Origin of the sequence: Citrobacter sp. Cpo032, assembly GCF_030332975.1 — a bacterium.
Taxonomy (GTDB): Bacteria; Pseudomonadota; Gammaproteobacteria; order Enterobacterales; family Enterobacteriaceae; genus Citrobacter; species Citrobacter portucalensis.
Window position 1 is genome coordinate 351,864 of the sequence record NZ_JAOWGU010000036.1, and the last position, 22,752, is coordinate 374,615.

At 51.2% G+C, this 22,752-nt stretch carries 23 protein-coding genes; 8 read left to right on the forward strand and 15 right to left on the reverse strand.

Annotation, left to right across the window (positions count from 1 at the left end; genetic code table 11):
• Nucleotides 1–78: 78 nt before the first annotated feature.
• From OGY33_RS07920 to sad, 5 genes are all read right to left on the reverse strand, one after another.
• The gene (locus tag OGY33_RS07920) at nt 79–606 is read right to left on the reverse strand and encodes a GNAT family N-acetyltransferase (RefSeq protein WP_149607224.1); all 528 of its coding nucleotides are present in this window, start codon (nt 604–606) and stop codon (nt 79–81) included.
• An 80-nt stretch (nt 607–686) separates the two neighbouring features.
• The gene (locus tag OGY33_RS07925; RefSeq protein WP_008784753.1) at nt 687–1,046 is read right to left on the reverse strand and encodes a DUF4186 domain-containing protein; all 360 of its coding nucleotides are present in this window, start codon (nt 1,044–1,046) and stop codon (nt 687–689) included.
• On the reverse strand, nt 1,046–1,972 hold the full coding sequence (gene glsB, locus OGY33_RS07930) for a glutaminase B (protein WP_003832944.1): 927 nt from the start codon (nt 1,970–1,972) through the stop codon (nt 1,046–1,048). Before glsB ends, OGY33_RS07925 begins: the two co-directional genes overlap by 1 nt.
• Nucleotides 1,973–2,034: 62 nt before the next feature.
• On the reverse strand, nt 2,035–3,612 hold the full coding sequence (locus OGY33_RS07935; RefSeq protein ID WP_149607223.1) for a methyl-accepting chemotaxis protein: 1,578 nt from the start codon (nt 3,610–3,612) through the stop codon (nt 2,035–2,037).
• A 103-nt stretch (nt 3,613–3,715) separates the two neighbouring features.
• Entirely contained in the window at nt 3,716–5,104 is a 1,389-nt protein-coding gene (gene sad, locus OGY33_RS07940) for a succinate-semialdehyde dehydrogenase (protein WP_149607222.1), read from the reverse strand.
• Between the two features lie 102 nt (nt 5,105–5,206).
• On the opposite strand from sad, the gene ptrR reads away from it, so the two are divergent.
• Entirely contained in the window at nt 5,207–6,082 is an 876-nt protein-coding gene (gene ptrR / locus OGY33_RS07945; protein ID WP_008784750.1) for a putrescine utilization regulator PtrR, read from the forward strand.
• 222 nt (nt 6,083–6,304) lie between these two features.
• Complete coding sequence (locus tag OGY33_RS07950; RefSeq protein WP_032943422.1) at nt 6,305–7,501, forward strand: sugar transporter; 1,197 nt, start codon at nt 6,305–6,307, stop codon at nt 7,499–7,501.
• 43 nt (nt 7,502–7,544) lie between these two features.
• Here the strand turns inward: OGY33_RS07950 and OGY33_RS07955 are convergent, their stop codons facing one another.
• Nucleotides 7,545–8,210: a MarC family NAAT transporter gene (locus OGY33_RS07955; protein WP_003832936.1), complete on the reverse strand. Its 666-nt coding sequence runs from the start codon at nt 8,208–8,210 to the stop codon at nt 7,545–7,547.
• A 257-nt stretch (nt 8,211–8,467) separates the two neighbouring features.
• Here OGY33_RS07955 and marR point away from each other — a divergent pair, with 257 nt between their 5' ends.
• The 3 genes from marR to marB are packed head-to-tail and all read left to right on the forward strand — an operon-like array spanning nt 8,468 to nt 9,553.
• Complete coding sequence (marR, locus tag OGY33_RS07960; protein ID WP_003832935.1) at nt 8,468–8,902, forward strand: multiple antibiotic resistance transcriptional regulator MarR; 435 nt, start codon at nt 8,468–8,470, stop codon at nt 8,900–8,902.
• Nucleotides 8,903–8,920: 18 nt separating this feature from the next.
• Nucleotides 8,921–9,304 carry an MDR efflux pump AcrAB transcriptional activator MarA gene (marA, locus tag OGY33_RS07965; protein ID WP_003032424.1) on the forward strand — a complete coding sequence of 128 codons (384 nt, stop codon included), beginning with the start codon at nt 8,921–8,923 and terminating at the stop codon, nt 9,302–9,304.
• A gap of 30 nt (nt 9,305–9,334) precedes the next feature.
• Complete coding sequence (gene marB, locus OGY33_RS07970; protein ID WP_008784747.1) at nt 9,335–9,553, forward strand: multiple antibiotic resistance protein MarB; 219 nt, start codon at nt 9,335–9,337, stop codon at nt 9,551–9,553.
• Nucleotides 9,554–9,583: 30 nt separating this feature from the next.
• Here marB and eamA read toward each other — a convergent pair whose 3' ends face one another.
• A complete protein-coding gene (gene eamA, locus OGY33_RS07975; protein WP_174770274.1) occupies nt 9,584–10,483 on the reverse strand; it encodes an O-acetylserine/cysteine exporter in 900 nt (299 codons plus the stop codon).
• A gap of 198 nt (nt 10,484–10,681) precedes the next feature.
• On the opposite strand from eamA, the gene ydeE reads away from it, so the two are divergent.
• The gene (gene ydeE, locus OGY33_RS07980; protein WP_008784745.1) at nt 10,682–11,869 is read left to right on the forward strand and encodes an efflux MFS transporter YdeE; all 1,188 of its coding nucleotides are present in this window, start codon (nt 10,682–10,684) and stop codon (nt 11,867–11,869) included.
• A gap of 40 nt (nt 11,870–11,909) precedes the next feature.
• Here ydeE and urtE read toward each other — a convergent pair whose 3' ends face one another.
• Genes urtE through urtA form a run of 5 tightly spaced genes read right to left on the reverse strand, consistent with a single transcriptional unit; the run spans nt 11,910 to nt 17,377 of the window.
• Nucleotides 11,910–12,608: an urea ABC transporter ATP-binding subunit UrtE gene (gene urtE / locus OGY33_RS07985; protein ID WP_048214207.1), complete on the reverse strand. Its 699-nt coding sequence runs from the start codon at nt 12,606–12,608 to the stop codon at nt 11,910–11,912.
• Between the two features lie 9 nt (nt 12,609–12,617).
• Nucleotides 12,618–13,415 carry an urea ABC transporter ATP-binding protein UrtD gene (urtD, locus tag OGY33_RS07990; protein WP_008784743.1) on the reverse strand — a complete coding sequence of 266 codons (798 nt, stop codon included), beginning with the start codon at nt 13,413–13,415 and terminating at the stop codon, nt 12,618–12,620.
• Nucleotides 13,415–14,488 carry an urea ABC transporter permease subunit UrtC gene (urtC, locus tag OGY33_RS07995; RefSeq protein WP_191238512.1) on the reverse strand — a complete coding sequence of 358 codons (1,074 nt, stop codon included), beginning with the start codon at nt 14,486–14,488 and terminating at the stop codon, nt 13,415–13,417. The genes urtD and urtC overlap by 1 nt, the downstream gene beginning before the upstream one ends.
• On the reverse strand, nt 14,488–16,062 hold the full coding sequence (urtB, locus tag OGY33_RS08000; protein ID WP_191238513.1) for an urea ABC transporter permease subunit UrtB: 1,575 nt from the start codon (nt 16,060–16,062) through the stop codon (nt 14,488–14,490). The genes urtC and urtB overlap by 1 nt, the downstream gene beginning before the upstream one ends.
• Nucleotides 16,063–16,105: 43 nt before the next feature.
• Nucleotides 16,106–17,377 carry an urea ABC transporter substrate-binding protein gene (gene urtA / locus OGY33_RS08005; RefSeq protein WP_003832925.1) on the reverse strand — a complete coding sequence of 424 codons (1,272 nt, stop codon included), beginning with the start codon at nt 17,375–17,377 and terminating at the stop codon, nt 16,106–16,108.
• Nucleotides 17,378–17,863: 486 nt separating this feature from the next.
• Between urtA and mgtS the strand changes: the two genes are divergently transcribed.
• Complete coding sequence (gene mgtS / locus OGY33_RS08010) at nt 17,864–17,959, forward strand: protein MgtS (protein WP_003032406.1); 96 nt, start codon at nt 17,864–17,866, stop codon at nt 17,957–17,959.
• Nucleotides 17,960–18,244: 285 nt separating this feature from the next.
• On the opposite strand, the gene OGY33_RS08015 is transcribed toward mgtS, so the two are convergent.
• The 3 genes from OGY33_RS08015 to dcp all read right to left on the reverse strand — a co-directional run bounded on the left by OGY33_RS08015 (nt 18,245) and on the right by dcp (nt 21,851).
• On the reverse strand, nt 18,245–19,171 hold the full coding sequence (locus OGY33_RS08015) for a diguanylate cyclase (protein WP_191238514.1): 927 nt from the start codon (nt 19,169–19,171) through the stop codon (nt 18,245–18,247).
• 155 nt (nt 19,172–19,326) lie between these two features.
• Nucleotides 19,327–19,587: a hypothetical protein gene (locus OGY33_RS08020; RefSeq protein ID WP_191238515.1), complete on the reverse strand. Its 261-nt coding sequence runs from the start codon at nt 19,585–19,587 to the stop codon at nt 19,327–19,329.
• Between the two features lie 218 nt (nt 19,588–19,805).
• Entirely contained in the window at nt 19,806–21,851 is a 2,046-nt protein-coding gene (dcp, locus tag OGY33_RS08025) for a peptidyl-dipeptidase Dcp (RefSeq protein WP_191238516.1), read from the reverse strand.
• Nucleotides 21,852–21,988: 137 nt separating this feature from the next.
• On the opposite strand from dcp, the gene ydfG reads away from it, so the two are divergent.
• The gene (ydfG, locus tag OGY33_RS08030; RefSeq protein WP_048214214.1) at nt 21,989–22,735 is read left to right on the forward strand and encodes a bifunctional NADP-dependent 3-hydroxy acid dehydrogenase/3-hydroxypropionate dehydrogenase YdfG; all 747 of its coding nucleotides are present in this window, start codon (nt 21,989–21,991) and stop codon (nt 22,733–22,735) included.
• The last annotated feature ends 17 nt before the right edge of the window (nt 22,736–22,752 follow it).

Sequence of the window (22,752 nt, forward strand, 5' to 3'; positions counted from 1 at the left end):
AACTTAATTGAATTGGTCCAATAGGTTAGCAAACTTTAATACATTGAAACCCTGTTTTGATCAATCCCCGGCGACAAATTAGAGCGTTTTATAGAAAAGTGTGGTTCCGGTCAGCATCCCATCGGGCATTTGGGCATAGTCAGGTATCACCCCTACCTTTTTCCACCCACAATTGTGGTAGAACAACTCCGCACCACTGCCCGTCGCCGTATCAAGCACCAGCAGCGTTTTACCTTGTTGACGCGCGCAACTTTCCAGTTCGTTCATCAATTCACGGGCCAGACCACTGCGTCGCGCTGAGGGGTGAACCAGCAGTTTGGCGACATCAGCACGATGAGGTTGATTTTCGGGTTGATCGATAATGAGTTGGACGGTACCGACAAGCACCCCCAGCGCATTCTGCGTACCAAGAACGATCCGTTCTCCGCGAGAAACACTTTGCGCGACCTTCATCCAGAAAGCCTCTGATTTTTCGCGATTAAAGGGCAGCATAAAACTGATGGAGGCGCCGTCATTGACGCACTGTTCAAGAACATCGCTGAGCTCGTCGATTCGCGACAGAATCTGTGCCGCGCTCAGCACAAAGCAGGGTTTGCCGGAAGCCATGGTTTCTCCTTAGATTGACCCCTTCATACTGCTTTTAACAATTACACAACACAAGGGGGGATATCATAGGATAATGTTATCTATGGCTTGTTCATTTGGAGCACTAACCAGTGGTAAATAACCGTGACAACGTAACGTTGCTGTTCATCGTTTAGCGCTACACCCTGAGGTATATCATGCCATTTCGCCAGACACCCTCGACAGCACGTCGCCGTAGCATGTTGAGCAATAAATACCGGGTGACCACGCATAGGAGTCTGTTTTCCATCATTGGCGGGAAACGCAGGTGCCAGTCGTTTAGCTATAAAATCCGCAGCATGTTGCTCGATAACTGGCGCCCCTTTATCCAGACAATACTGCCTTTCTTTCTGGCCAAGACGAAACCGCGAGCGAAACGTTGATTTCGCCAGCCGGGCAAAAAGAGGATCGAGCGTTTTCATCAGTAAACCGAGCGCCCCAGCTGTTGTGTTAATTGCTCCAGCACGGCGATACCGGCCAGTGAATTTCCCGCCGGATCCAGTTCCGGACTCCAGACAGCAATCGCCATCTCGTGTGGCACGATCGCCACGATGCCGCCACCCACACCTGATTTCGCCGGAAGCCCGACCCGCCAGGCAAATTCCCCTGCGTTCTGATACATGCCGCTGGTCGCCATCAGCGCATTGATCTGCCGGGCCTGCATAGGAGTGACCACAGGCTCAGCAAGATGAAAGGCATGCCCTTGATTTGCCAAAAAGACAAAAGTCCGCGCTAGTTCCACACAGCTCATTTTCAGCGCGCAGTAGTGAAAATAGTTCTGCAAAACGGTGGGCACGTCATGGTGAAAATTGCCGAAGGATTTCATCAACCATGCAATAGCGGCGTTACGCGCCGAGTGCTCAAACTCCGATCGCGCGACCGTCGCATCATAGGCGATATCCGAAACGCCGCTTAATGCCCGCACCACTTCCAGCATCCGTTGACGCGGTGCGCTTAGACGCCCTTGCAGCATATCGCAAACCACCAGCGCCCCGGCATTAATAAAGGGATTGCGAGGGATACCCTGCTCCATTTCCAGCTGCACCAGGGAGTTAAAAGGATGACCGGAAGGATCTTTGCCGACGCGCTGCCAGATCTCCTCTTCCTGATAGTGACGCATCGCCACGACCAGACTGAGCACCTTTGAAATCGACTGAATAGAAAAACGTTCTTGCGCATCTCCCGCCTGATAGTGCTGCCCATCAACGGTACAGATAGCAATACCCAGTTTTGAACCGTCGACGGAGGCTAATGCCGGAATGTAATCAGCGACTTTACCCTGACCAATCAGCGGACGAACCTGCTGCACAATGGTCTCTAAAATTGAATTGTCCATGGCCCTGGCCACAACATGCTCCTTGCTCGCAGGTATGAAAGGCCTGCGAGTATAACAGAGCTGAATACGCAGCGTCAGGCCGGAAGGCGGAATCTGGCCACGGCCTGCAAAAGCTGGTTAGATTCATGGTGAAGCTGTAAGGAAGAATCAGATGCAGCATTCACCAGATCACTGGTTTGTCGGGCTTCGCCGTTCAGGACATGAAGCTGACGGGTTAACTGGTGAATACTGTTCCCCTGATTTAACGTTGCAGTCGAAATATCGTTCAGTAACGCGCCGAGGTTTTCCACCAGTGCGATAACCTGCTGCAAATTCTTATCGAGTCCGTTAACCGCGTGAAAGCCCTCTTCAATGCCCTGTAACGAGTGTTTAATCAGTGTCTGAATGTTTTGCGTAGACTGACCGCTTTTTCGCGCCAGCAGCCCAACTTCTTTCGCAACCACGGCAAACCCGCGCCCTTGCTCCCCGGCATGTGCTGCCTCAATTGCGGCGTTGAGAGCCAGGATATTTGTCTGAAATGCAATGTTGTCGATAAGCGTTGTAATCCCTCGCATTTCAGACGAGCGAGTCACAATCGCCTGCATTGACGCATTTACCGTCGCCATCATTCGGTCTCCACCTGCCGCAATATCACGCGCCTGCACTGCGCGTTGATTCGCCAGTTCAGCAAAGCCACTGTTATCCTCAACATGCGTTTCCAGAACCGAAATATGCGATGTCACAGTGCTCAACTCTTCACTTTGTTTTGCCGACTGCTGGTATAGCTGTTTATTGTTCTGCGCAAGTTCGTTGATATTTCCTACCATTGCGGTGGTGGCATCATTCACCTGCCGCACCAGCGCGCAGAGCCCCTGCTGCATTGCAGCAATACGCGAACTTAATTGCGTCACTTCCCGATTAAACTGACTCACCTGCGGGGCTGGCCGAGAAAGATCCCCCGCCGCTAAAATATCGATATGATCGATCAGCCGTCGCAGCGGCATAATCACCCAACGGAACATACTACGCCAGACCAGAAAGGCGATAACCACCAGCACCAGAGGAATAAACAAAAATAGATTCTGTAAACGCTCAAGACTGGTCAACAGCTGCTGACGCCCAGCTTCCGCATGTCGCCCACTGTCCTGCTGAAAGCGCGCGTAATTAGCGTTAAAGTCTGTCTGAAAGGCCTGCACGGGTACGGCAAAAAACGCATCAATGGAACCTGACTGCATCAGCCCATCCGCCTGCTCCTGAATACCGCTATAAAAACGCTGATAGCTCTCAGTTAGTTCTGGATCCGACTGCGGCTTCATATCCCGCCAGGCATCCCATGCACTTTTTGACTGCGCCAGTGCCCGGTACGCCTCTTCCATTAACGGCCGCCAACTCCCGTCCGAACCGGTGGCGGCATCCTGCATAAAATAAATCCCCGCACGGTTAAGTAAATCGCTGGCAGATAATAACGCCACCCGCGCTTCATCGACCTTTGCCTGCTGCAAAAGCGCGAGTTGATTACGCCCTTCATTATGCTGTGCGTCACTGACTGAGGCCGAGAGCATCAAGGAGGACACGACCTGCAAAACAGAGAACAGCGCAATAATGCAAAAAATGCCGGTTAACAGACCGAACTGACGGGGTATTAAACGATGGAAAATTTGCGTTATGTTCATATTACTCTTCTGTATCAAAGCGTTAGCCGCGAGTGTACGGAGAGTAAATGACAGAAAAATTGCAGAAATAAGACAGGTGCCCCCAGTGGAGGCACCCACACCATCAAAGGCGGTTTTTCCAGACGGTCTGCACGTTACAAAACTCATGCAGGCCAAAGTGCGAAAGTTCGCGGCCAAAGCCACTTTTCTTCACACCACCAAACGCAACGCGGGCATCGCTGGCGCTGTAACCATTGATAAATACGCCACCACACTCCAGGCGTGACGCCATCTTCTGCGCCAGCGCTTCATCCGCAGCGAACACCGTGGCGGATAAGCCGAAATCACTGTCATTCGCCAGCGCTAAGGCATGTTCAGCATTCTTCGCCACGGTAATTGCCGCAACTGGACCAAACAGCTCCTGGCGGAACGCCGTCATCTCTGGAGTGACATCGCCCAGTACCGTCACGGCATAGTAATTTCCCTGACCAGCAATTTTTTCCCCGCCGAGAAGTAACCGTGCCCCTTCGGCAAGGGTAGCTTCTACCTGCTGGTGCAGCTCATCACGCAGATCAAATCGCGCCATCGGCCCCAGATCGTTTTCTTCGTTCAGCGGATCGCCCATTTTGAGCGCGCTCGCAGCGGCCACAAAGCGTGAAGTAAATTCTGCCGCAATCCCTTCTTCGATAATAAAGCGCTTGGCTGCCGCACAAACCTGCCCGGTGTTCTGATAACGCCCAGCGACCGCCGCCTTAACGGCCAGATCGAGGTCAGCATCATTGAGGACAATAAACGGATCGGAGCCGCCCAGTTCAAGCACACATTTTTTCAGCGCGGCACCCGCCTGGGCGCCAATCGCCGCCCCAGCACGTACACTGCCTGTCACCGTTACCGCCGTAATACGCGGGTCATTGATCATCTGACTGACCCCAGCGTTATCGGCATTAACCCAACCGTAAACCCCCGCGGGTACACCAGCATCAGCGAAAACCTGCGCAATAATTGCAGCACAGCCGGTTACGTTAGGCGCATGCTTTAACAAGTAGCCATTTCCAGCCAACAGTATCGGGACGGCACCTCGCATTACCTGCCAGAGCGGGAAGTTCCACGGCATGATCGCCAGAATGGTTCCTACCGGACGATATTCAATCACCGCCTGATTATTCTCCACCAGCGTAGGTTCCGGATTGAGCATCGCCGGTCCATGCTCGGCGTACCAGTCACACAATGCAGCTGACTTGGCGACTTCAGCACGCGCCTGCTTAATGGGTTTACCCATTTCACGTGAGATACACTGCGCCATCTCTTCCGCACGATGGCGCAGTGCTTGCCCGATCTGGCGCAGCGTTTGCGCACGGTGCTCAACGGAAGTATGTTTCCATTCGCTATAACCATTCGCGGCAAGGTTCAGCGCATGATCAATCTCTTCCGCGCTGGCCCACGGCGTCGCCGCCAGCCTTTCACCGCTGGCAGGGTCAATGGAAATCGCATGTGTTGCTGCTGTGATAGTCATAAGTGCCTCTCTTTATCGCAGGGTATGGTTATATCATGAGCATATTTACTCTTTCTGAAAAATGAATAATATTAACCATACCATTCACGAATAGAGAAGATTATGGATCTGACGCAGCTGGAAATGTTCAATGCCGTCGCGGAGACTGGCAGTATTACGCAGGCCGCCGCGAAGGTGCATCGCGTGCCATCCAATCTCACCACCCGTATACGTCAGCTTGAAGCCGACCTGGGCGTTGATCTGTTTATTCGTGAAAACCAGCGCCTGCGGCTTTCCCCATCCGGGCACAACTTTTTGCGCTACAGCCAGCGGATCCTGGCACTGGTTGAGGAAGCCAGGATGGTCGTCGCCGGGGATGAGCCACAAGGACTCTTCTCTCTCGGCTCGCTTGAAAGTACAGCAGCAGTTCGCATCCCCGCTACGCTGGCTGAATATAATCAGCGTTACCCCAAAATTCAGTTCGCGCTGGCGACAGGTCCTTCAGGCACAATGCTGGACGGCGTACTCGACGGAACATTGAACGCGGCCTTTGTCGATGGCCCAATTACCCATCCGGGACTTGAAGGAATGCCGGTCTACCGTGAAGAGATGATGATCGTGACGCCGCACGGCCATCCCCCCATTCAGCGGGCCAGCGACGTCAACGGTTGCAGTATTTACGCCTTTCGCGCCAACTGTTCCTATCGCCGCCATTTTGAAAGCTGGTTTCATGCCGATCGCGCCATGCCCGGCACCATTCATGAAATGGAGTCATATCACGGCATGCTGGCCTGCGTCATTGCCGGTGCGGGTATCGCACTGATCCCGCGATCGATGCTGGAGAGCATGCCAGGGCATCATCAGGTCAACGCCTGGCCACTAAGCGAGAACTGGCGCTGGCTGAATACATGGCTGGTCTGGCGCAGAGGTGCAATGACACGTCAACTGGAAGCGTTTATTGAGGTGTTGAACCCTCAGTTATCACACGACCCGGAGTAACTGGCGATCCTCAAAAAACATGAATACCTGTAAATCCGGGTGAAGTCATACGCCCGGAATTTCATTATTATTGAAATACTTAAAAATACGAGGAATGTTCGGCAACAAATTGTAGCGCCCTACCAATGAAATGAGATCCATATCACAAAATGATTGTATTTTCGCCAGCAAACGTTTTAAGATCGTGGCCTTACCTTTTCGCAGCTAATCCTCTTTTTTGATATGACAACAGACACTGTTTCCCGCAAGGTCGCGTGGCTACGGGTAGTTACGCTTGCCATTGCCGGTTTTATTTTCAATACCACCGAGTTTGTCCCTGTCGGCTTGCTGTCCGACATCGCACAAAGCTTCAATATGCAGACCGCTCAGGTCGGGATCATGCTGACGATCTACGCCTGGGTTGTCGCCCTGATGTCGCTCCCTTTTATGTTACTTACCAGTCAGGTGGAGCGCCGAAAACTGCTGATCTGTCTGTTTGTTGTGTTTATCGCCAGCCATGTGCTCTCTTTCCTGGCATGGAATTTTACCGTGCTGGTAATTAGCCGTATTGGTATTGCTTTTGCGCACGCTATTTTCTGGTCGATTACCGCATCGCTGGCGATCCGCCTGGCCCCTGCCGGTAAACGTGCACAGGCTCTCAGCCTGATTGCCACCGGCACCGCGCTGGCGATGGTGCTTGGCCTGCCAATCGGACGTATCGTCGGTCAGTATTTTGGCTGGCGTACGACCTTCTTCGCCATCGGTATGGGGGCGTTAGTTACCCTGCTTTGCCTGATTAAGCTCCTGCCCAAACTACCCAGTGAGCACTCCGGCTCTTTAAAAAGCCTGCCGGTGTTATTTCATCGTCCGGCATTGATGAGTCTGTATCTACTGACGGTGATTGTGGTCACCGCACATTACACGGCCTACAGCTATATCGAGCCGTTTGTGCAGACCGTCGCGGGTCTGAGCGCAAACTTTGCTACCGTGCTGTTGCTGGTTCTGGGTGGCGCGGGAATTGTCGGTAGCGTCATTTTCGGTAAGCTGGGGAATCTGCATGCATCCGTGCTGATTAGCAGTGCCATTGCCCTGTTGACGGTATGTCTGGTGCTGTTACTTCCCGCTGCTGACAGCGAAATGCACCTTGCTGTCCTGAGTATTTTCTGGGGCGTCGCCATCATGCTGATAGGTCTGGGTATGCAGGTGAAAGTGCTGGCACTTGCTCCGGATGCGACCGACGTCGCAATGGCGCTGTTCTCAGGTATCTTTAATATCGGTATTGGCGCTGGTGCGCTGGTAGGCAATCAGGTGAGTTTGCACTGGTCGATGTCTACGATTGGTTACGTCGGCGCAGTGCCTGCCGTTGCCGCGTTGATATGGTCGGTGATTATCTTTCGTAAATGGCCGGTATCGTTGGAAGAACAGCCTCAGCATTCGTGAAAAATGTGCCCGGTAGACATTAACGATTACCGGGCACAGTGTTTTAAGCGTAGGTTTTGATAATTTCCAGCACGCCGTTAATAATAAACTGCACGCCCATACACACCAGTAAGAAGCCCATCAAACGAGAAATCGCTTCGATACCACCTTTGCCGACCAGGCGCATGATCCCCCCGGAACTGCGCAAACAGCCCCACAGGATAATCCCAACAACCGCAAAAATAATCGGCGGTGCGACCATGATCACCCAGTCCGGAAATTCGGAACCATGACGCACGGTTGACGCGGAACTGATGATCATCGCAATCGTCCCCGGACCGGCAGTGCTTGGCATAGCCAGCGGTACAAAGGCGATATTGGCAGTCGGCTCGTCTTCCAGCTCTTCTGACTTGCTTCTTGCTTCCGGAGAATCATGCGCCTTCTGCTGCGGAAACAGCATTCGGAAGCCGATAAACGCAACGATTAACCCACCCGCAATACGTAGTCCGGGAATCGAAATCCCGAAGGTATTCATCACCAGTTGCCCGGCATAATACGCCACCATCATGATGGCAAACACGTAAACGGACGCCATGAGTGACTGACGGTTACGCTCTGCGCTGTTCATATTGCCGGCAAGGCCAAGGAACAACGCTACGGTGGTTAACGGGTTTGCCAACGGTAACAGGACTACCAGCCCCAGTCCTATTGCTTTAAACAAGTCCATCATAATGTCATCTTTCCTGTGCGTTAATCGTCAACGGCAAGTATACGGTGAAATCCGCGAGATAAGCCATTTTCGCGATGTAAGGATTCATTTTTCATCAGCACGTATAAACCATAATTATCAAACCGTTAAAATTCCACTCGCCAGGTATTAAGTCTGATGATTTAGCAAAACGTGGCATTTGCCAATCCATTCGTTTGACTTATATTTGCCTAAGCAATAATATCAGCCGTGACTAACTACTTGCCAGGGCAATCATTGTGAAAAACACCAGTGATCTGTTTAACGAAATCATCCCACTGGGTCGTTTGATCTATATGGTTAATCAGAAAAAAGATCGTTTGTTAAACGACTATCTGTCACCGCTGGATATCACGGCATCGCAGTTCAAGGTGCTCTGCTCCATCCGTTGCGCGGTGTGCATCACCCCTGTCGAATTGAAAAAAGTGCTGTCTGTCGACCTTGGCGCCCTGACGCGGATGCTGGACAGACTGGCCTGTAAAGGCTGGATCGAAAGGCTTCCGAATCCACATGACAAGCGTGGCGTGCTGGTGAAACTCACCGAACATGGCGCAGCAATTTGCGAGCAGTGTCATCAATTAGTAGGGCAAGACCTGCACCAGGAACTAACAAAAAACTTAACGGCGGATGAAGTAGCCACACTTGAGCACTTGCTTAAGAGAATCCTGCCGTAAACAGAAAGAGGTATGACGATGTCCAGACGCAATACTGACACAATCACTATTCATAGCATTTTGGACTGGATCGAAAATAACCTTGAATCGCCGCTCTCGCTGGAAAAAGTGTCTGAGCGTTCAGGTTACTCCAAATGGCACCTGCAACGGATGTTTAAAAAAGAAACCGGTCATTCACTGGGTCAATACATTCGCAGCCGTAAAATGACTGAAATAGCGCAAAAATTAAAAGAGAGTAACGAGCCCATTCTTTATCTGGCAGAGCGTTACGGTTTTGAGTCTCAGCAGACGCTGACCCGGACATTCAAAAACTATTTTGATGTTCCGCCGCATAAGTACCGTATGACGAATATGCACGGCGAATCACGCTATTTGCTTCCACTCAATCAATGTAATTGCTAATCGCCAGTTAACGACGTAACCGAGGAAATCATGAAACTTCTGTCTTATGCAATGCTGGCCCTGATGTTTGTTATTTCGGGCCAGAGCATGGCGGAACAGACCGCGCAACCTGCCACCCAGAACAGTCGCGACGCGATGATTATGCCCCCTGCGCACGATCAGTCCCCGTTCGATTTTAATCATATGGGTGCAGGCAGCGACAAGTCCGACGAATTAGGTGTGCCTTATTACAATATGCGCAACCTGTAATTATATAGCCCCGCCACTGCGGGGCTTTTTTTAGCCCCTCACCGACGCAACCTTACGCAACCGAAAGCCAAACACATTGATATACAACCCTGCCATGATCAGTAGCGCACCGAGCAGTTGCAATCCGGTCAGCGTTTCATCCAGCAGCACGACCGCACTCGCCAGTCCAACGACCGGCACCAACAGCGACAACGGCGCGACACGCCAGGTTTCATAGCGTCCGAGTAACGAACCCCAGATACCATAACCCACAATGGTCGCCACAAACGCCAGATAAACCAGTGAAAGAATGGTGGTCATATCTATCTCCACCAGACTGTGGATCATTTGCGTTGGACCATCGAGAATTAATGAAGCAAGGAAGAACGGAGCAATAGGGATTAACGCGCTCCATACCACCAACGACATAACGGCTGGGCGCGAGGTATGCTGCATGATTTTTTTGTTAAAGATATTGCCGCAGGCCCAGCTTAGCGCCGCCGCTAGCGTCAGCATAAAACCGAGCATGCCAACATGCTGACCGTTCAGACTGGCCTCAATCAGTACCAGCACGCCAAATACCGCCAGCGCAATCCCTACCAATTGTTTACCCTGCAGGCGCTCACCGAAAGCAAATGCGCCCAGAACAATGGTAAAAAACGCCTGAGCCTGCAATACCAGAGAAGCTAACCCTGCAGGCATACCGAATTTGATAGCGCTAAAGAGAAATGCGAACTGCCCAAAACTGATGGTCAGGCCATAGCCGAGCAACAGCGAAAGTGGGATTTTCGGCCTGGCAACAAAGAGTATTGCCGGAAACGCAACCAGTAAAAAACGTAATCCCGCCAACATTAGCGGTGGCATATTGTGCAGACCCACTTTAATAACGACAAAGTTCAGTCCCCAAACCACGACAACCAGTAACGCTAACAACCCGTCTTTACGCGACATACCACCGCCCCTGCAAATATTAAATTTTTGTAAACAAGTTAAAGTAACGGAAATCGTTGTGCCGTAACAGATCATTATTTCAGGTAGGCCACGCAAGGCATTTTCGGACAACTTATTGAGTGTACATCACAGTTTTGACATGCTATTTGTTTCTTATATCTAAAAAAAACATAACAACATGCATTGTCGGGCAGGAAAATGAATATCTCTCTGAGAAGGTCCACTCTCGCGTTACTCGCGTCATCATTATTATTAACAATTGGCCGTGGCGCCACTCTGCCATTTATGACGATTTACCTCAGTCGGCAGTATCATCTGAGCGTTGACCTGATCGGCTATGCGATGACGGTCGCGCTGACCATTGGCGTGGTGTTCAGCCTTGGCTTTGGTATTCTGGCCGACAAGTTCGATAAAAAACGCTATATGCTGCTGGCAATTTGTGGCTTTGCTTCCGGCTTTATTGCAATCCCGCTGGTGCATAACGTGGTGGTAGTGGTTTTACTCTTTGCCCTGATCAACTGTGCCTACTCCGTCTTTGCCACGGTGCTGAAGGCCTGGTTTGCCGATAATCTGTCTGCCACCAACAAGACTAAAATTTTCTCGCTTAACTATACCGTGCTGAATATTGGCTGGACCGTTGGTCCACCGCTGGGCACGCTGCTGGTGATGCAAAGCATTAACCTGCCATTCTGGCTGGCTGCCGCCTGTTCAGCATTGCCACTGGTGTTTATCCAGACCTGGGTAAAACGTTCGACAGCACCATCAGAAGGTTTAAACGCCGCGGTGTGGTCCCCTTCGGTACTCCTGCGCGACCGGGCATTATTTTGGTTTACGTTGTCGGCCTTTCTGGCATCGTTTGTTGGCGGTGCTTTTGCGTCCTGTATTTCGCAGTACGTTATGGTGGTCGCCGATGGCGATTTTGCCGAGAAAGTGGTAGCAGTCGTCCTGCCCGTTAACGCCGCCATCGTAGTATCACTGCAATACGCACTTGGCCGCAGGCTCACCGCCACGAATATCCGCCCGCTGATGACAGTGGGTACAGTCTTCTTTGTCGTTGGCCTGGTCGGTTTCGCTTTCTCCGGCAACAGCCTGTTGTTATGGGGAATTTCTGCTGCCTTTTTCACTATCGGCGAAGTCATTTACGCGCCGGGTGAATACATGCTTATCGACAACATCGCGCCAGCAGGCATGAAAGCCAGCTATTTTTCCGCCCAGTCGTTGGGCTGGCTTGGCGCAGCGGTTAACCCATTAGTCAGCGGCGTCATTTTAACCACATTGCCGCCATGGTCGCTGTTTGTCGCGCTGATAGTGGCGATCGTTCTTGCCTGGGCGCTCATGATAAAAGGCATGCGCGCCAGGCCCTGGGGGCAGACGGTGGTCTGTTGATGAGTATAGCGACAGAGCCGAAGCCGCTCTGTCGCATACCTCAGATTGCAACCAGTCCCCGAACGCCCTCGGCCTCCATATTTTTACCATCGCCGCTTTGAATAATGCTGCCCCGCGACATGAGCAGGTATTTGTCGGCCAGCTGCTGCGCAAAATCGTAGAACTGCTCCACCAGCAAAATAGCCATATCCCCCCGGTGCGCCAGTTGAGAAATCACCTGACCAATCTCTTTAATCACCGACGGCTGGATCCCTTCCGTTGGCTCATCAAGAATCAACAACTGTGGGCGACTTGCCAGCGCTCGTCCTATGGCCAGTTGCTGCTGTTGCCCGCCGGACAAATCTCCGCCACGCCGATGCTTCATCTCCTGTAAAACCGGAAAGAGCGCGTAAATATCATCCGGCACATGCCTGGCCTCCGGTGCTGAAAAACGGGAAAGACCGAGCAGCAGATTCTCTTCGACCGTCAAACGCGGAAAAATATCACGCCCCTGTGGGACATACGCCACACCGGCCCTGACCCGCTGATGCGGCTTCCAGTGAGTGACATTTTTATCCTGCCAGAGCACGCTTCCGCTACGGGCCGGAATAAGTCCCATCAGACACTTTAGTAGTGTTGTTTTCCCCACGCCGTTACGCCCCAGCAGGCATGTCACCTCACCGATACGCGCTTCAAAGCTCACCCCGCGCAGAATATGGCTGCCACCATAATATTGATTCAGTTCTTTCACCTGCAGCATATGAACTCCTTAACGCCCGAGATAGACTTCAATAACCTGCTCGTTGGCCTGCACATCGCGAAGACTCCCCTGAGCGAGGACACGTCCCTGATGTAATACTGTGACGCGATCGGCAATGGTTTCAACAAATCCCATATCGTGCTCAACAACCATCAGAGAGTGCTTTCCGGCAAGCTGGCGAAACAGCTCCGCCGTGTATTCCGTTTCCGCATCCGTCATCCCCGCCGCGGGTTCATCCAGTAGCAGTAAATGCGGCTCCTGCACCAGCAGCATGCCAATTTCGAGAAACTGTTTTTGCCCATGCGAAAGCAGACCGGCGCGGCGGGCCCGCTCATTACCCAGCCGCAACAGCGCCAGTACTTCATCAATACGATCCCGTTGTTCGCCTGAGAGTCGTGCCCGTAGAGCCCCCCAGACAGATTTATCATTTTTCAGCGCCAGCTCCAGGTTCTCTTCCACCGTTAATGCTTCAAATACCGTGGGCTTTTGAAATTTCCGTCCAATCCCCTGACGCGCGATGGCAATGGGATCCAGCGTTGTTAAATCGGTCGACTGATCGTATATCGCACGACCACTTTGCGGTCTGGTTTTACCGGTTATGACATCCATTAACGTCGTCTTCCCGGCGCCGTTGGGGCCAATAATACAGCGCAGCTCCCCGACGCCAATATTGAGCGAGAGATCCGTTAACGCCTGGAATCCGTCGAAATTAACGTTAATTTTTTCCAGTTGGAGTACCGGGTCCGTTTGTTCGCGAAACCGATCGCCCGGCATCTGGCGAGTAAAAAGTCCTTCATCCGGCTGCATTATTTGTCTCCTTTGCGAAACAGGCCAATCACACCACGAGGTAAAAAAAGCGTAACGCCAATAAAGATCAGGCCAAGAAACAGCTGCCAGTATTCCGGCATAATGACGGTAAACAGGCTTTTAGCACCGTTCACCAGTACAGCGCCAAATACCGGGCCGATCAGGGTTCCACGTCCGCCGAGAGCAACCCAAATCGCCGCTTCAATCGAGTTGGTCGGCGACATTTCGCTGGGGTTGATAATCCCTACCTGCGGGACATAAAGCGCCCCGGCCAGGCCGCACAGTACAGCGGAAAGCGTCCACACCAGTAACTTGAAACCTTTCGGATCGTAACCACAGAACATCAAACGGTTCTCGGCATCGCGCACGGCGGTCAGAATACGACCAAACTTACTGCGGCCCAGCGCAAGTCCCATCCATATTGCCAGCACCAGCAGCATAACCGTCGCCAGAAACAGCGCGATCCTGGTGGACGTCGCGGTCACCGGAAACCCCAGAATGGTGGTAAAACCGGTAAAACCGTTATTTCCACCAAAGCCGGTTTCATTGCGGAAAAACAGCAGCATTCCGGCGAAAGTCAGGGCCTGGGTCATGATGGAGAAATAGACACCTTTGATTTTTGAACGGAAGGCAAACCAACCAAATACCAGCGCCAGCAGGCCTGGCACCAGAACAACCAGCAGCATTGCCCAGAGAAAATGTTGCGTCCCCCACCAAAACCAGGGCAGCTCGCTCCACGACAGGAACGACATAAAGGCCGGTAATCCTTCGCCGGAAGCCTGGCGCATCAGGTACATTCCCATCGCATATCCCCCCAGCGCGAAGAAGATACCGTGTCCCAGCGAGAGCATTCCGGCATAGCCCCACACCAGATCCAGCGCAACGGCCACAATGGCATAGCAGAGAATTTTCCCGGCCAGCGTCAACGTCCACACCGATATGGCCAGCGGATGCTCCGCAGGTAACAACGCAAGAAACGGCAGAATAATCAACGCCAGCAGTAAGCCCAGACCCAGCACGCGTGTTGTACGCGGCGCTTTACGCGCCAGCGTTATTGTCATTGGCATCGTCATCAGTCAATAACCCTCCCTTTCAGCGCGAACAGTCCCTGAGGTCGTTTCTGAATAAACAGAATGATCAACACCAGGATCATGATTTTGCCGAGAACCGCCCCCACCTGAGGCTCCAGAATTTTATTGAAGATCCCCAGCCCAAATGCCGCAGCCACGCTCCCGGCAAGCTGTCCAACACCGCCCAGTACCACCACCAAAAACGAATCGATAATGTAGCTTTGCCCCAGCTCCGGTCCTACGTTACCTAGTTGCGAGAGCGCCACGCCTCCCAGTCCGGCAATTCCTGAACCAAGGCCAAAGGCCAGCATATCGACTCGTCCGGTAGGTACGCCGCAGCAGGCCGCCATATTGCGATTTTGCGTCACGGCACGCACGCGCAGCCCGAGGCGCGTTTTATTCAACAGCAGCCAGGTGAAGAACAGCACCAGCATGGCAAAGCCAAGCACCACTATTCGGTTCCACGGCAATATCAGATTGGCATAAACCTGAATGCCGCCGGAAAGCCATGCGGGATTGGCGACTTCCAGGTTTTGCGCGCCGAAAGCCATACGCACCAGTTGGATGAGCATCAGGCTGATACCCCAGGTCGCCAGCAGCGTTTCGAGCGGGCGGCCGTATAAATGGCGTATCACCCCACGCTCCAGAAGCATTCCTACTGCCGCAGTCAGCAAAAAGGCAACAGGGAGAGCAATAACCGGATACCAGACCAACCATTGCGGAAAAAACTGGCCCATCAGCTGTTGCACCATCCAGGTACAGTACGCCCCGAGCATTAACATTTCGCCATGCGCCATATTGATGACGCCGAGTAATCCATAGGTTATCGCCAGACCCAATGCCGCCAGCAGCAAAATAGAACCCAGTGACAGTCCCATGAAAGCCTGCCCAAGAAGATCCCCAACCTTCATACGATGCGAGATGGAATTGAGACTTTCGTCAGCGGCAGCACGCACGCGGGCATCAGGTTCATGTTCAGCTCGGGTGAATGGCTGCAGGCGCGCCTGAGTTTCAGGATCATTTGACGCCCCTAATAGTTCGATTGCCTGAAGCCTGACCTCCGGCGAGGTGCTGCTCAGTTGCAGATTTGCCAGTGCAATAGCGAGTGCGGATTTCACATCACCATCTGACTCCTGAGCCAGTCGTTGCTGTAAAAACGGCAGCATGCCCGGCTGCGCCTCACGCTGTAATGTACGAGCTGCCTTTAGCCTTGCCGTGACACTGTCACTTAAAAGCTGATGGACAGCCAACGCTCCGGCTACCAGATTACGCAGGCGGTTAGTCAGGCGAATTTTTTTTAGCTCGCCGTTTGGGGCTGTCGCTGTTCCTAACGGCTGTACGTGCGAGCCGTTCATGATGAAGGCATTTTTCGTGTTATCGGTCAGCAGGTTCTCATCTCGCAGCGCGCTGAGCAGCGGGATGCGCTGAACGTCGGGATTCACCGCCCATTGTTCAAGCAAGGCGGCCTGCTGAGCACGGTTGGCGGCGGTAAAGGTATCAGCATCTGCGGCCTGGGCTATCCACGGCAAAAACCACATCAGCAACAACACACCACGAATAAAGCGCATAGCTTTCATGAGCGTTCTCCAAAGCATTACCCTCCCGCAGGAGGGCGTTAGATCAGTTGCTGGCGGTTTTCACAGGCTGTTCAGATTTTTTATCATTACCAGCGATGTACGGACTCCACGGCTGGGCGCGGACTGGCTCGTCGGTTTGCCACACCACGTTAAACTGGCCGTTGCCTTCAATCTCGCCAATCATGACGGGTTTATGCAGGTGATGGTTGGTCGCATCCATGGTCAGGGTAAAACCTGATGGCGCAGCGAAGGATTGCCCGGCCATAGCAGCACGAACTTTATCCACATCGGTGGTTCCGGCTTTTTCTACCGCCTGCGCCCACATATGCAGGCCAACATATGTGGCTTCCATTGGGTCGTTCGTCACCACCGAATCAGCATTCGGTAATTTGTGCGCTTTGGCATACGCCCGGTAATCAGCGACAAACTTTTTGTTGGCCGCATTATCGACGGACTCAAAGTAGTTCCAGGCGGCAAGGTTGCCCACCAGCGGTTTGGTATCAATACCGCGTAGCTCCTCCTCACCCACGGAAAAAGCCACCACCGGCACATCGGTGGCTTTCAGCCCCTGATTCGCTAACTCTTTATAGAACGGTACGTTAGAATCCCCATTGATGGTTGATACCACCGCCGTTTTTCCCCCTGCGGCGAATTTTTTAATACTGGCGACAATGGTCTGGTAATCGCTGTGTCCGAATGGGGTGTACACCTCTTCGATGTCTTTATCGGCGACCCCTTTTGAGTGCAAAAAGGCGCGTAAAATTTTGTTGGTCGTGCGCGGATAAACATAATCCGTGCCCAGCAGGAAGAAGCGTTTCGCGCTACCGCCGTCCTCACTCATCAGATACTCAACCGCAGGGATCGCCTGCTGATTGGGAGCTGCGCCGGTATAGAAGACGTTAGGCGACATCTCCTCACCTTCGTATTGCACCGGGTAAAACAGCAGACCGTTTAACTCTTCAAATACCGGTAGAACCGATTTACGCGACACCGATGTCCAGCAGCCGAAAACTGCCGCCACCTTGTCCTGACTCAGCAGTTGTCTTGCTTTTTCAGCAAATAACGGCCAGTTCGAGGCCGGGTCAACCACCACCGGTTCCAGCTTTTTACCCAACACACCGCCCTGAGCATTTATTTCATCGATGGTCATCAACGCCACATCTTTTAGCGGCGTTTCGGATATGGCCATCGTGCCGGATAACGAATGCATAATGCCAACCTTAATGGTGTCGGCTGCCTGAACGCTAAAACTCACGCCCATTGCGACAACAGAGGCAGAAAGTGCAAAAGCTTTTAAAAATGTACGACGCTGCATAGTTTCACTCCTGAAATTAGACTTGCTGAAAGCTCCGGTGCAGCCGGGCAGACAAAACGGTGCAAATTAAGGGTGTTCAGAAGTGATAAGGCAAAAACGATGCCAGATATTAAAACCTCATATAAAATCAACAAATTAGCATCTCGCGCACATAGATCAGTATTACATTTTCCCGCAAAAAGGATTAATCACACGAAAAATTGAACCACCATGAGACAACTCTGCATTATAAACGTGCAACAATCTGTATCAGCAGCACACCGTCATAACAGCGTCTCAGGGTTTAAAAACAGGGTTATTTGTGCGCAGATAAATGTGTCTCGTCACTATTATTTATTTTATTCGACGTGATCATGTCAAAAATTTACTTTTCAGTCGAAATAATCACACAGTTCAGCCTTTGTTTAAGATTGAATTGCTACTATAGTCATAAGCGAGGTGAACTTAAGGTAAGAGAGGAAACTCACAGATAAAGGAGCATTTACTATGCTGGGTAATATGAATATTTTTATGGCTGTTCTGGGAATTATTTTATTTTCCGGTTTCTTGGCCGCGTATTTTAGCCACAGATGGGATGATTGATGAACGGAGATAGTCCTGCACCGACCCGGCCCCTTGCTAGCGTAACTGCACAAGGGGCCATTTTTTTACCTGAATCGCACTCGCTGTGCCTTTTTCCTGATTTACAGATAAAAAAAACCGCCGGATAAACCAGCGGTAAATGCTTGCATGGATAGATTTGTGTTTTGCTTTTATACGCTATCTGGCAATTCCCTGCGAAGATAACGGATAGTCAGCTAACCTATCACCGACAACCCCAATGAAAGTTAAACGAAACGCAACTACCTCAAAGCGTTTTTCGAAAACTCACGCACTGAGGGGATACGAGGTTCCGTCATTGGTGTCCACCAACGCAATTTGCTCATTTTCATCTATAAACATGCAGCGATTCCTGCCGGTCTGTTTCCCCTGATACATCGCCCTGTCGGCCCGACCAAGCGCGGTATCCAGCGTTTCACCCTGTTGAACCCGGGTTATGCCTGCCGTCACCGTGATACCGATCTCTCCCTCAGTGTAGGGAATTTTTTTCTGACCAATCAGACGACAAAGTCGCAAACCCGCCTGGCATGCCTGCTCGTCCGTTTTTGTTCTGATGATGATAATGAACTCTTCTCCACCGTAGCGGTACGCCGCCTCATCATATCGCGTCCATGACAATAAATTTGATGCCAGAGCCCGCAATACCACGTCACCAACCAAATGGCCGTAGGTATCGTTAACGTATTTAAAACGATCAATATCTAACAACAATATATAAAGATTAAGCGGTTCGGCGTCGAGCAACTGCCGATCAAAAGACTCATCAAGCATTCTTCTGCCAGGTAAACCTGTTAATGCGTCGATATTACTGCGGATACTCAATAAATATATTTTGTAGTCCATTACAGATGAGGTAAATGCCAGCAGCGCATCCTGGAAGCTGTCGAAATGCCATGAATGGCTACGATTCTCCACGATAGCCATTAGCAATTTCTTGCCTGATAAATGCATCTTTTCGTGGGTGGCGCTTATCTTGCTTACGTAACTACAATCATCCTCATTGTACCGTGATTGATTATTAAGCCACTGTCCAAATCGACAAACAAAATGCGAGTTTTCACCCATAATATCCGGCTGTGTAACATCTGAAGACACCACGCAGCGGAACATTGTCACTAACCATTTGTAGTGGGCATCAATGGACTTGTTCAACTCAATCAAAATTGCATCTATTTCCTTCGTATTTCTCATCATCACGTTCTCCCTCCCTGTTCGAGCGTTTCTGATGGAATTATCTTAACGATAAAAAAGAAAATTTATGTAAATTTTTTAATAGTAATTAATAAATCATAATTAACAGGATATTACGCTATACCATCTGTTGTGGCATAGCGTTGTCACTAAAGCGGTCAAACCAATAACGGTTCATTCAGCATTTCATTAAGCCCAATCACCTCTAATTGATCGGATGTGTAGGTTTTGTCGCCTCTGGCATATTGATACGCAGAACCATGGGAAAACCCGGATTCACGCGCTTCTTTATACCGTACGATGATTTCAGCATTTGAGCGTGAAACATGTGGCGTAAACGGAGTGACGCTGGATTGCACAATTGTACTATCTGCACATCCGGACATAACAAGCACAGCTATTAGAACCCCTATTTTCATTAACAATTACCTGAGAAACCTGCCCGTACATGAACGCTAATCTTATCAAACATTCAAAGGCATCATCATTATTAAACCAGCATTCCTGAATATATTTCATCATCATTTGTTGATAACTATTATTGTCAGCTTTCATATAAAACCATAAAAATTGCCATCTTTTAAAATAATAAAAAACCGGGCATCACGCCCGGCTCAATATTCTGGCTAATAATCTCTTAGACGCTCAAACCTCGATGCTCCAGCATCGGCTCCATTCGGGGATCGCGCCCACTCCACAGGCGGTAAAGTTCAGTTAAATCAGTACTGTTACCGCGGGACAAAATAGCTTCACGGAACTTTTGCCCGTTTTCACGAGTTAATCCGCCCTGCTCTACAAACCACTGATAGCCGTCATCGGCCAGCATTTGCGTCCATAAATAGGCGTAATACCCTGCGGCATAGCCGCCGCCGAAGATATGGGCAAAATAGCTGCTGCGATAACGAGGCGGCACGGCCTTGAGATCCAAACCTTCAGCTGCCAGCGCCTGCTGTTCAAATTGATCGACCGAAAGAGATAACGCGCTCTTTTCCAGACTGTGCCAACGCATATCCAACAATGCGGCACTGAGCAGTTCGGTCATGTCGTAACCTTTGTTGAACAGGCTGGCCCGCTGCATCTTATCCTGCAACGCCTGCGGCATTTGCTCCCCGGTATCAACATGACGAGCAAAATGAGCAAAGACCTGCGGATGACTCGCCCAGTGTTCGTTGATCTGCGAAGGAAATTCAACAAAATCACGCGGAGTGTTGGTCCCTGAAAGCGTGGCATAACGCTGAGTGGCGAACAGGCCGTGCAACGTGTGCCCAAACTCATGAAATAACGTAATAACATCATCCCACAATAACAATGCAGGCTGACCCTTTGCCGGTTTTTGATAATTACACACGTTGTAAATAACCGGCCGGGTTTCATTGAGTTGCGATTGCTCAACAAAATTGCCCATCCAGGCACCACCGCTTTTCGATTCCCGGGCAAAGAAATCGCCGTAAAATAACGCCAGCCCTACGCCATCTTGATCGAATATTTCCCATACCCGAACATCCGGGTGATAAACAGGAATGTCGAACCGTTCTATAAATTTTATGCCAAAGAGTTGATTAGCTGTCCAGAAAACGCCCTCGTTCAGCACCGTATCAAGGGCAAAGTAAGGTTTGAGCTGCGCCTCATCAAGAGCATATTTCTCACGACGAACCTGCTCGGCATAAAATGCCCAGTCCCAGGCCTCGACGTTAAATTTCCCCTGTTCGTTATTGATAACATTCTGGATTTCGGCCTGTTCATCCAATGCCCTGGCTCGCGCAGCAGGAACAATAGCCCGCATGAAATTCAGTGCCACTTCCGGTGTTTTTGCCATCTGATCGGCAATTTTCCATGCAGCGTAATTGGCAAAACCGAGTAGTTTCGCCTGCTGCATCCGGATCTCGACCAGTCGCTGAATAATCGCCCGAGTATCGTTAGCGTCATTGTTTTCTGCTCTCGTCCATGCGCGGTTGAACAGATTCTCACGGGTCTGGCGATCGCGTAACGCCGCAAGCGCCGGTTGCTGAGTCGTATTCAAGAGCGGGATAACCCAACGCGCTTCAAGCCCTTTCTCCTTTGCAGCTTCGGCGGCAACAGCAATTTCCTCTGCGCTAAGTCCGTCCAGGTAATGTGCATCATCCACCACCAGAGCACCGGACTTGTTCGCCGCCAGCAGCCGTTGATTAAACTGGCTGGTCAACGTGGCGGACTCTGTATTGAGCGCTTTAAGGTTCGCTTTATCGACCTCATTCAGACGCGCGCCGGCTAATACAAAACGCTGGTGGATGACCTCCAGCAAGCGTAATGATTCGTTATCCAGCCCCAGCGAACCTCGCTGTTGCCAGACCGCTTCAACGCGCGAAAAAAGCGCGCCATTGAGATAAATATCATTGGCAAGGCTCGCCAGTTCAGCGGAAAATTCTTCGTCAAGGCGCTGTAGTTCATCGTTGGTGTGTGCCGCCGTCATCGCGAAGAAAACGCTGGTTACACGTGTGAGCAGCGTGCCGCTTTGTTCAAGCGCCAGCAACGTATTGGCAAAATCAGGGGCCTGCGGGTTTTGCACAATCGCCTCGATCTCTGCACGTTTTTGCCGCACGCCTTCATCGAACGCTGGGCGATAGTGCTGCACCTCTATCTGATCAAACTGCGGTGCCTGGTACGGCAACGTGCTGTGACGTAAAAAAGGATTCGTTAACGACATCTTTCACTCCTGAAAACGATTTGTTTACCAGAGTAGACTTCCCAGGAATCAACCGCAATCGCGTTACGCAGGAATAGCTCTGAACGGAAATGACGTGCTATGGTAGTACTACATAAAAAGCGTTGAGGAACAGTGAGATGATCGTTTTAGTAACCGGAGCAACCGCAGGTTTTGGTGAGTGTATTACGCGTCGTTTTATTGAGAATGGGCATAAAGTTATTGCCACCGGACGCCGCCAGGAGCGCCTGCAGGAACTGAAAGAGGAATTGGGTGACCGCCTCTATACCGCGCAGCTGGACGTACGTAATCGTGCATCGATTGAAGAGATGCTGGACGCCCTTCCTGCTGAATGGCGCAGTATTGATGTTCTGGTCAACAACGCGGGTCTGGCGCTGGGCCTTGAACCTGCTCACAAGGCCAGCATTGAAGACTGGGAGAATATGATCGACACCAACAACAAAGGGCTGGTTTATATGACCCGTGCCGTTCTGCCAGGCATGGTTGAACGCAACCGCGGTCATATTATCAATATCGGTTCTACCGCGGGCAGTTGGCCATACGCTGGCGGTAACGTCTACGGTGCGACCAAAGCGTTTGTTCGCCAGTTTAGCTTGAATTTACGTACTGATTTACACGGCACTGCAATTCGCGTTACCGACATCGAGCCGGGTCTGGTTGGCGGTACGGAGTTCTCTAATGTCCGTTTTAAAGGTGATGACGCCAAAGCTGAAAAAGCCTACGAAAATACCACGGCGCTGACTCCGCAAGATGTTACAGAAGCGGTATGGTGGGTGGCTTCTTTACCGGCTCATGTCAATATCAACACCCTTGAAATGATGCCTGTCACACAGTCTTTTGCCGGGCTGAGTATCCACCGGAGCTAATTTCTCTGCCCGGCCTT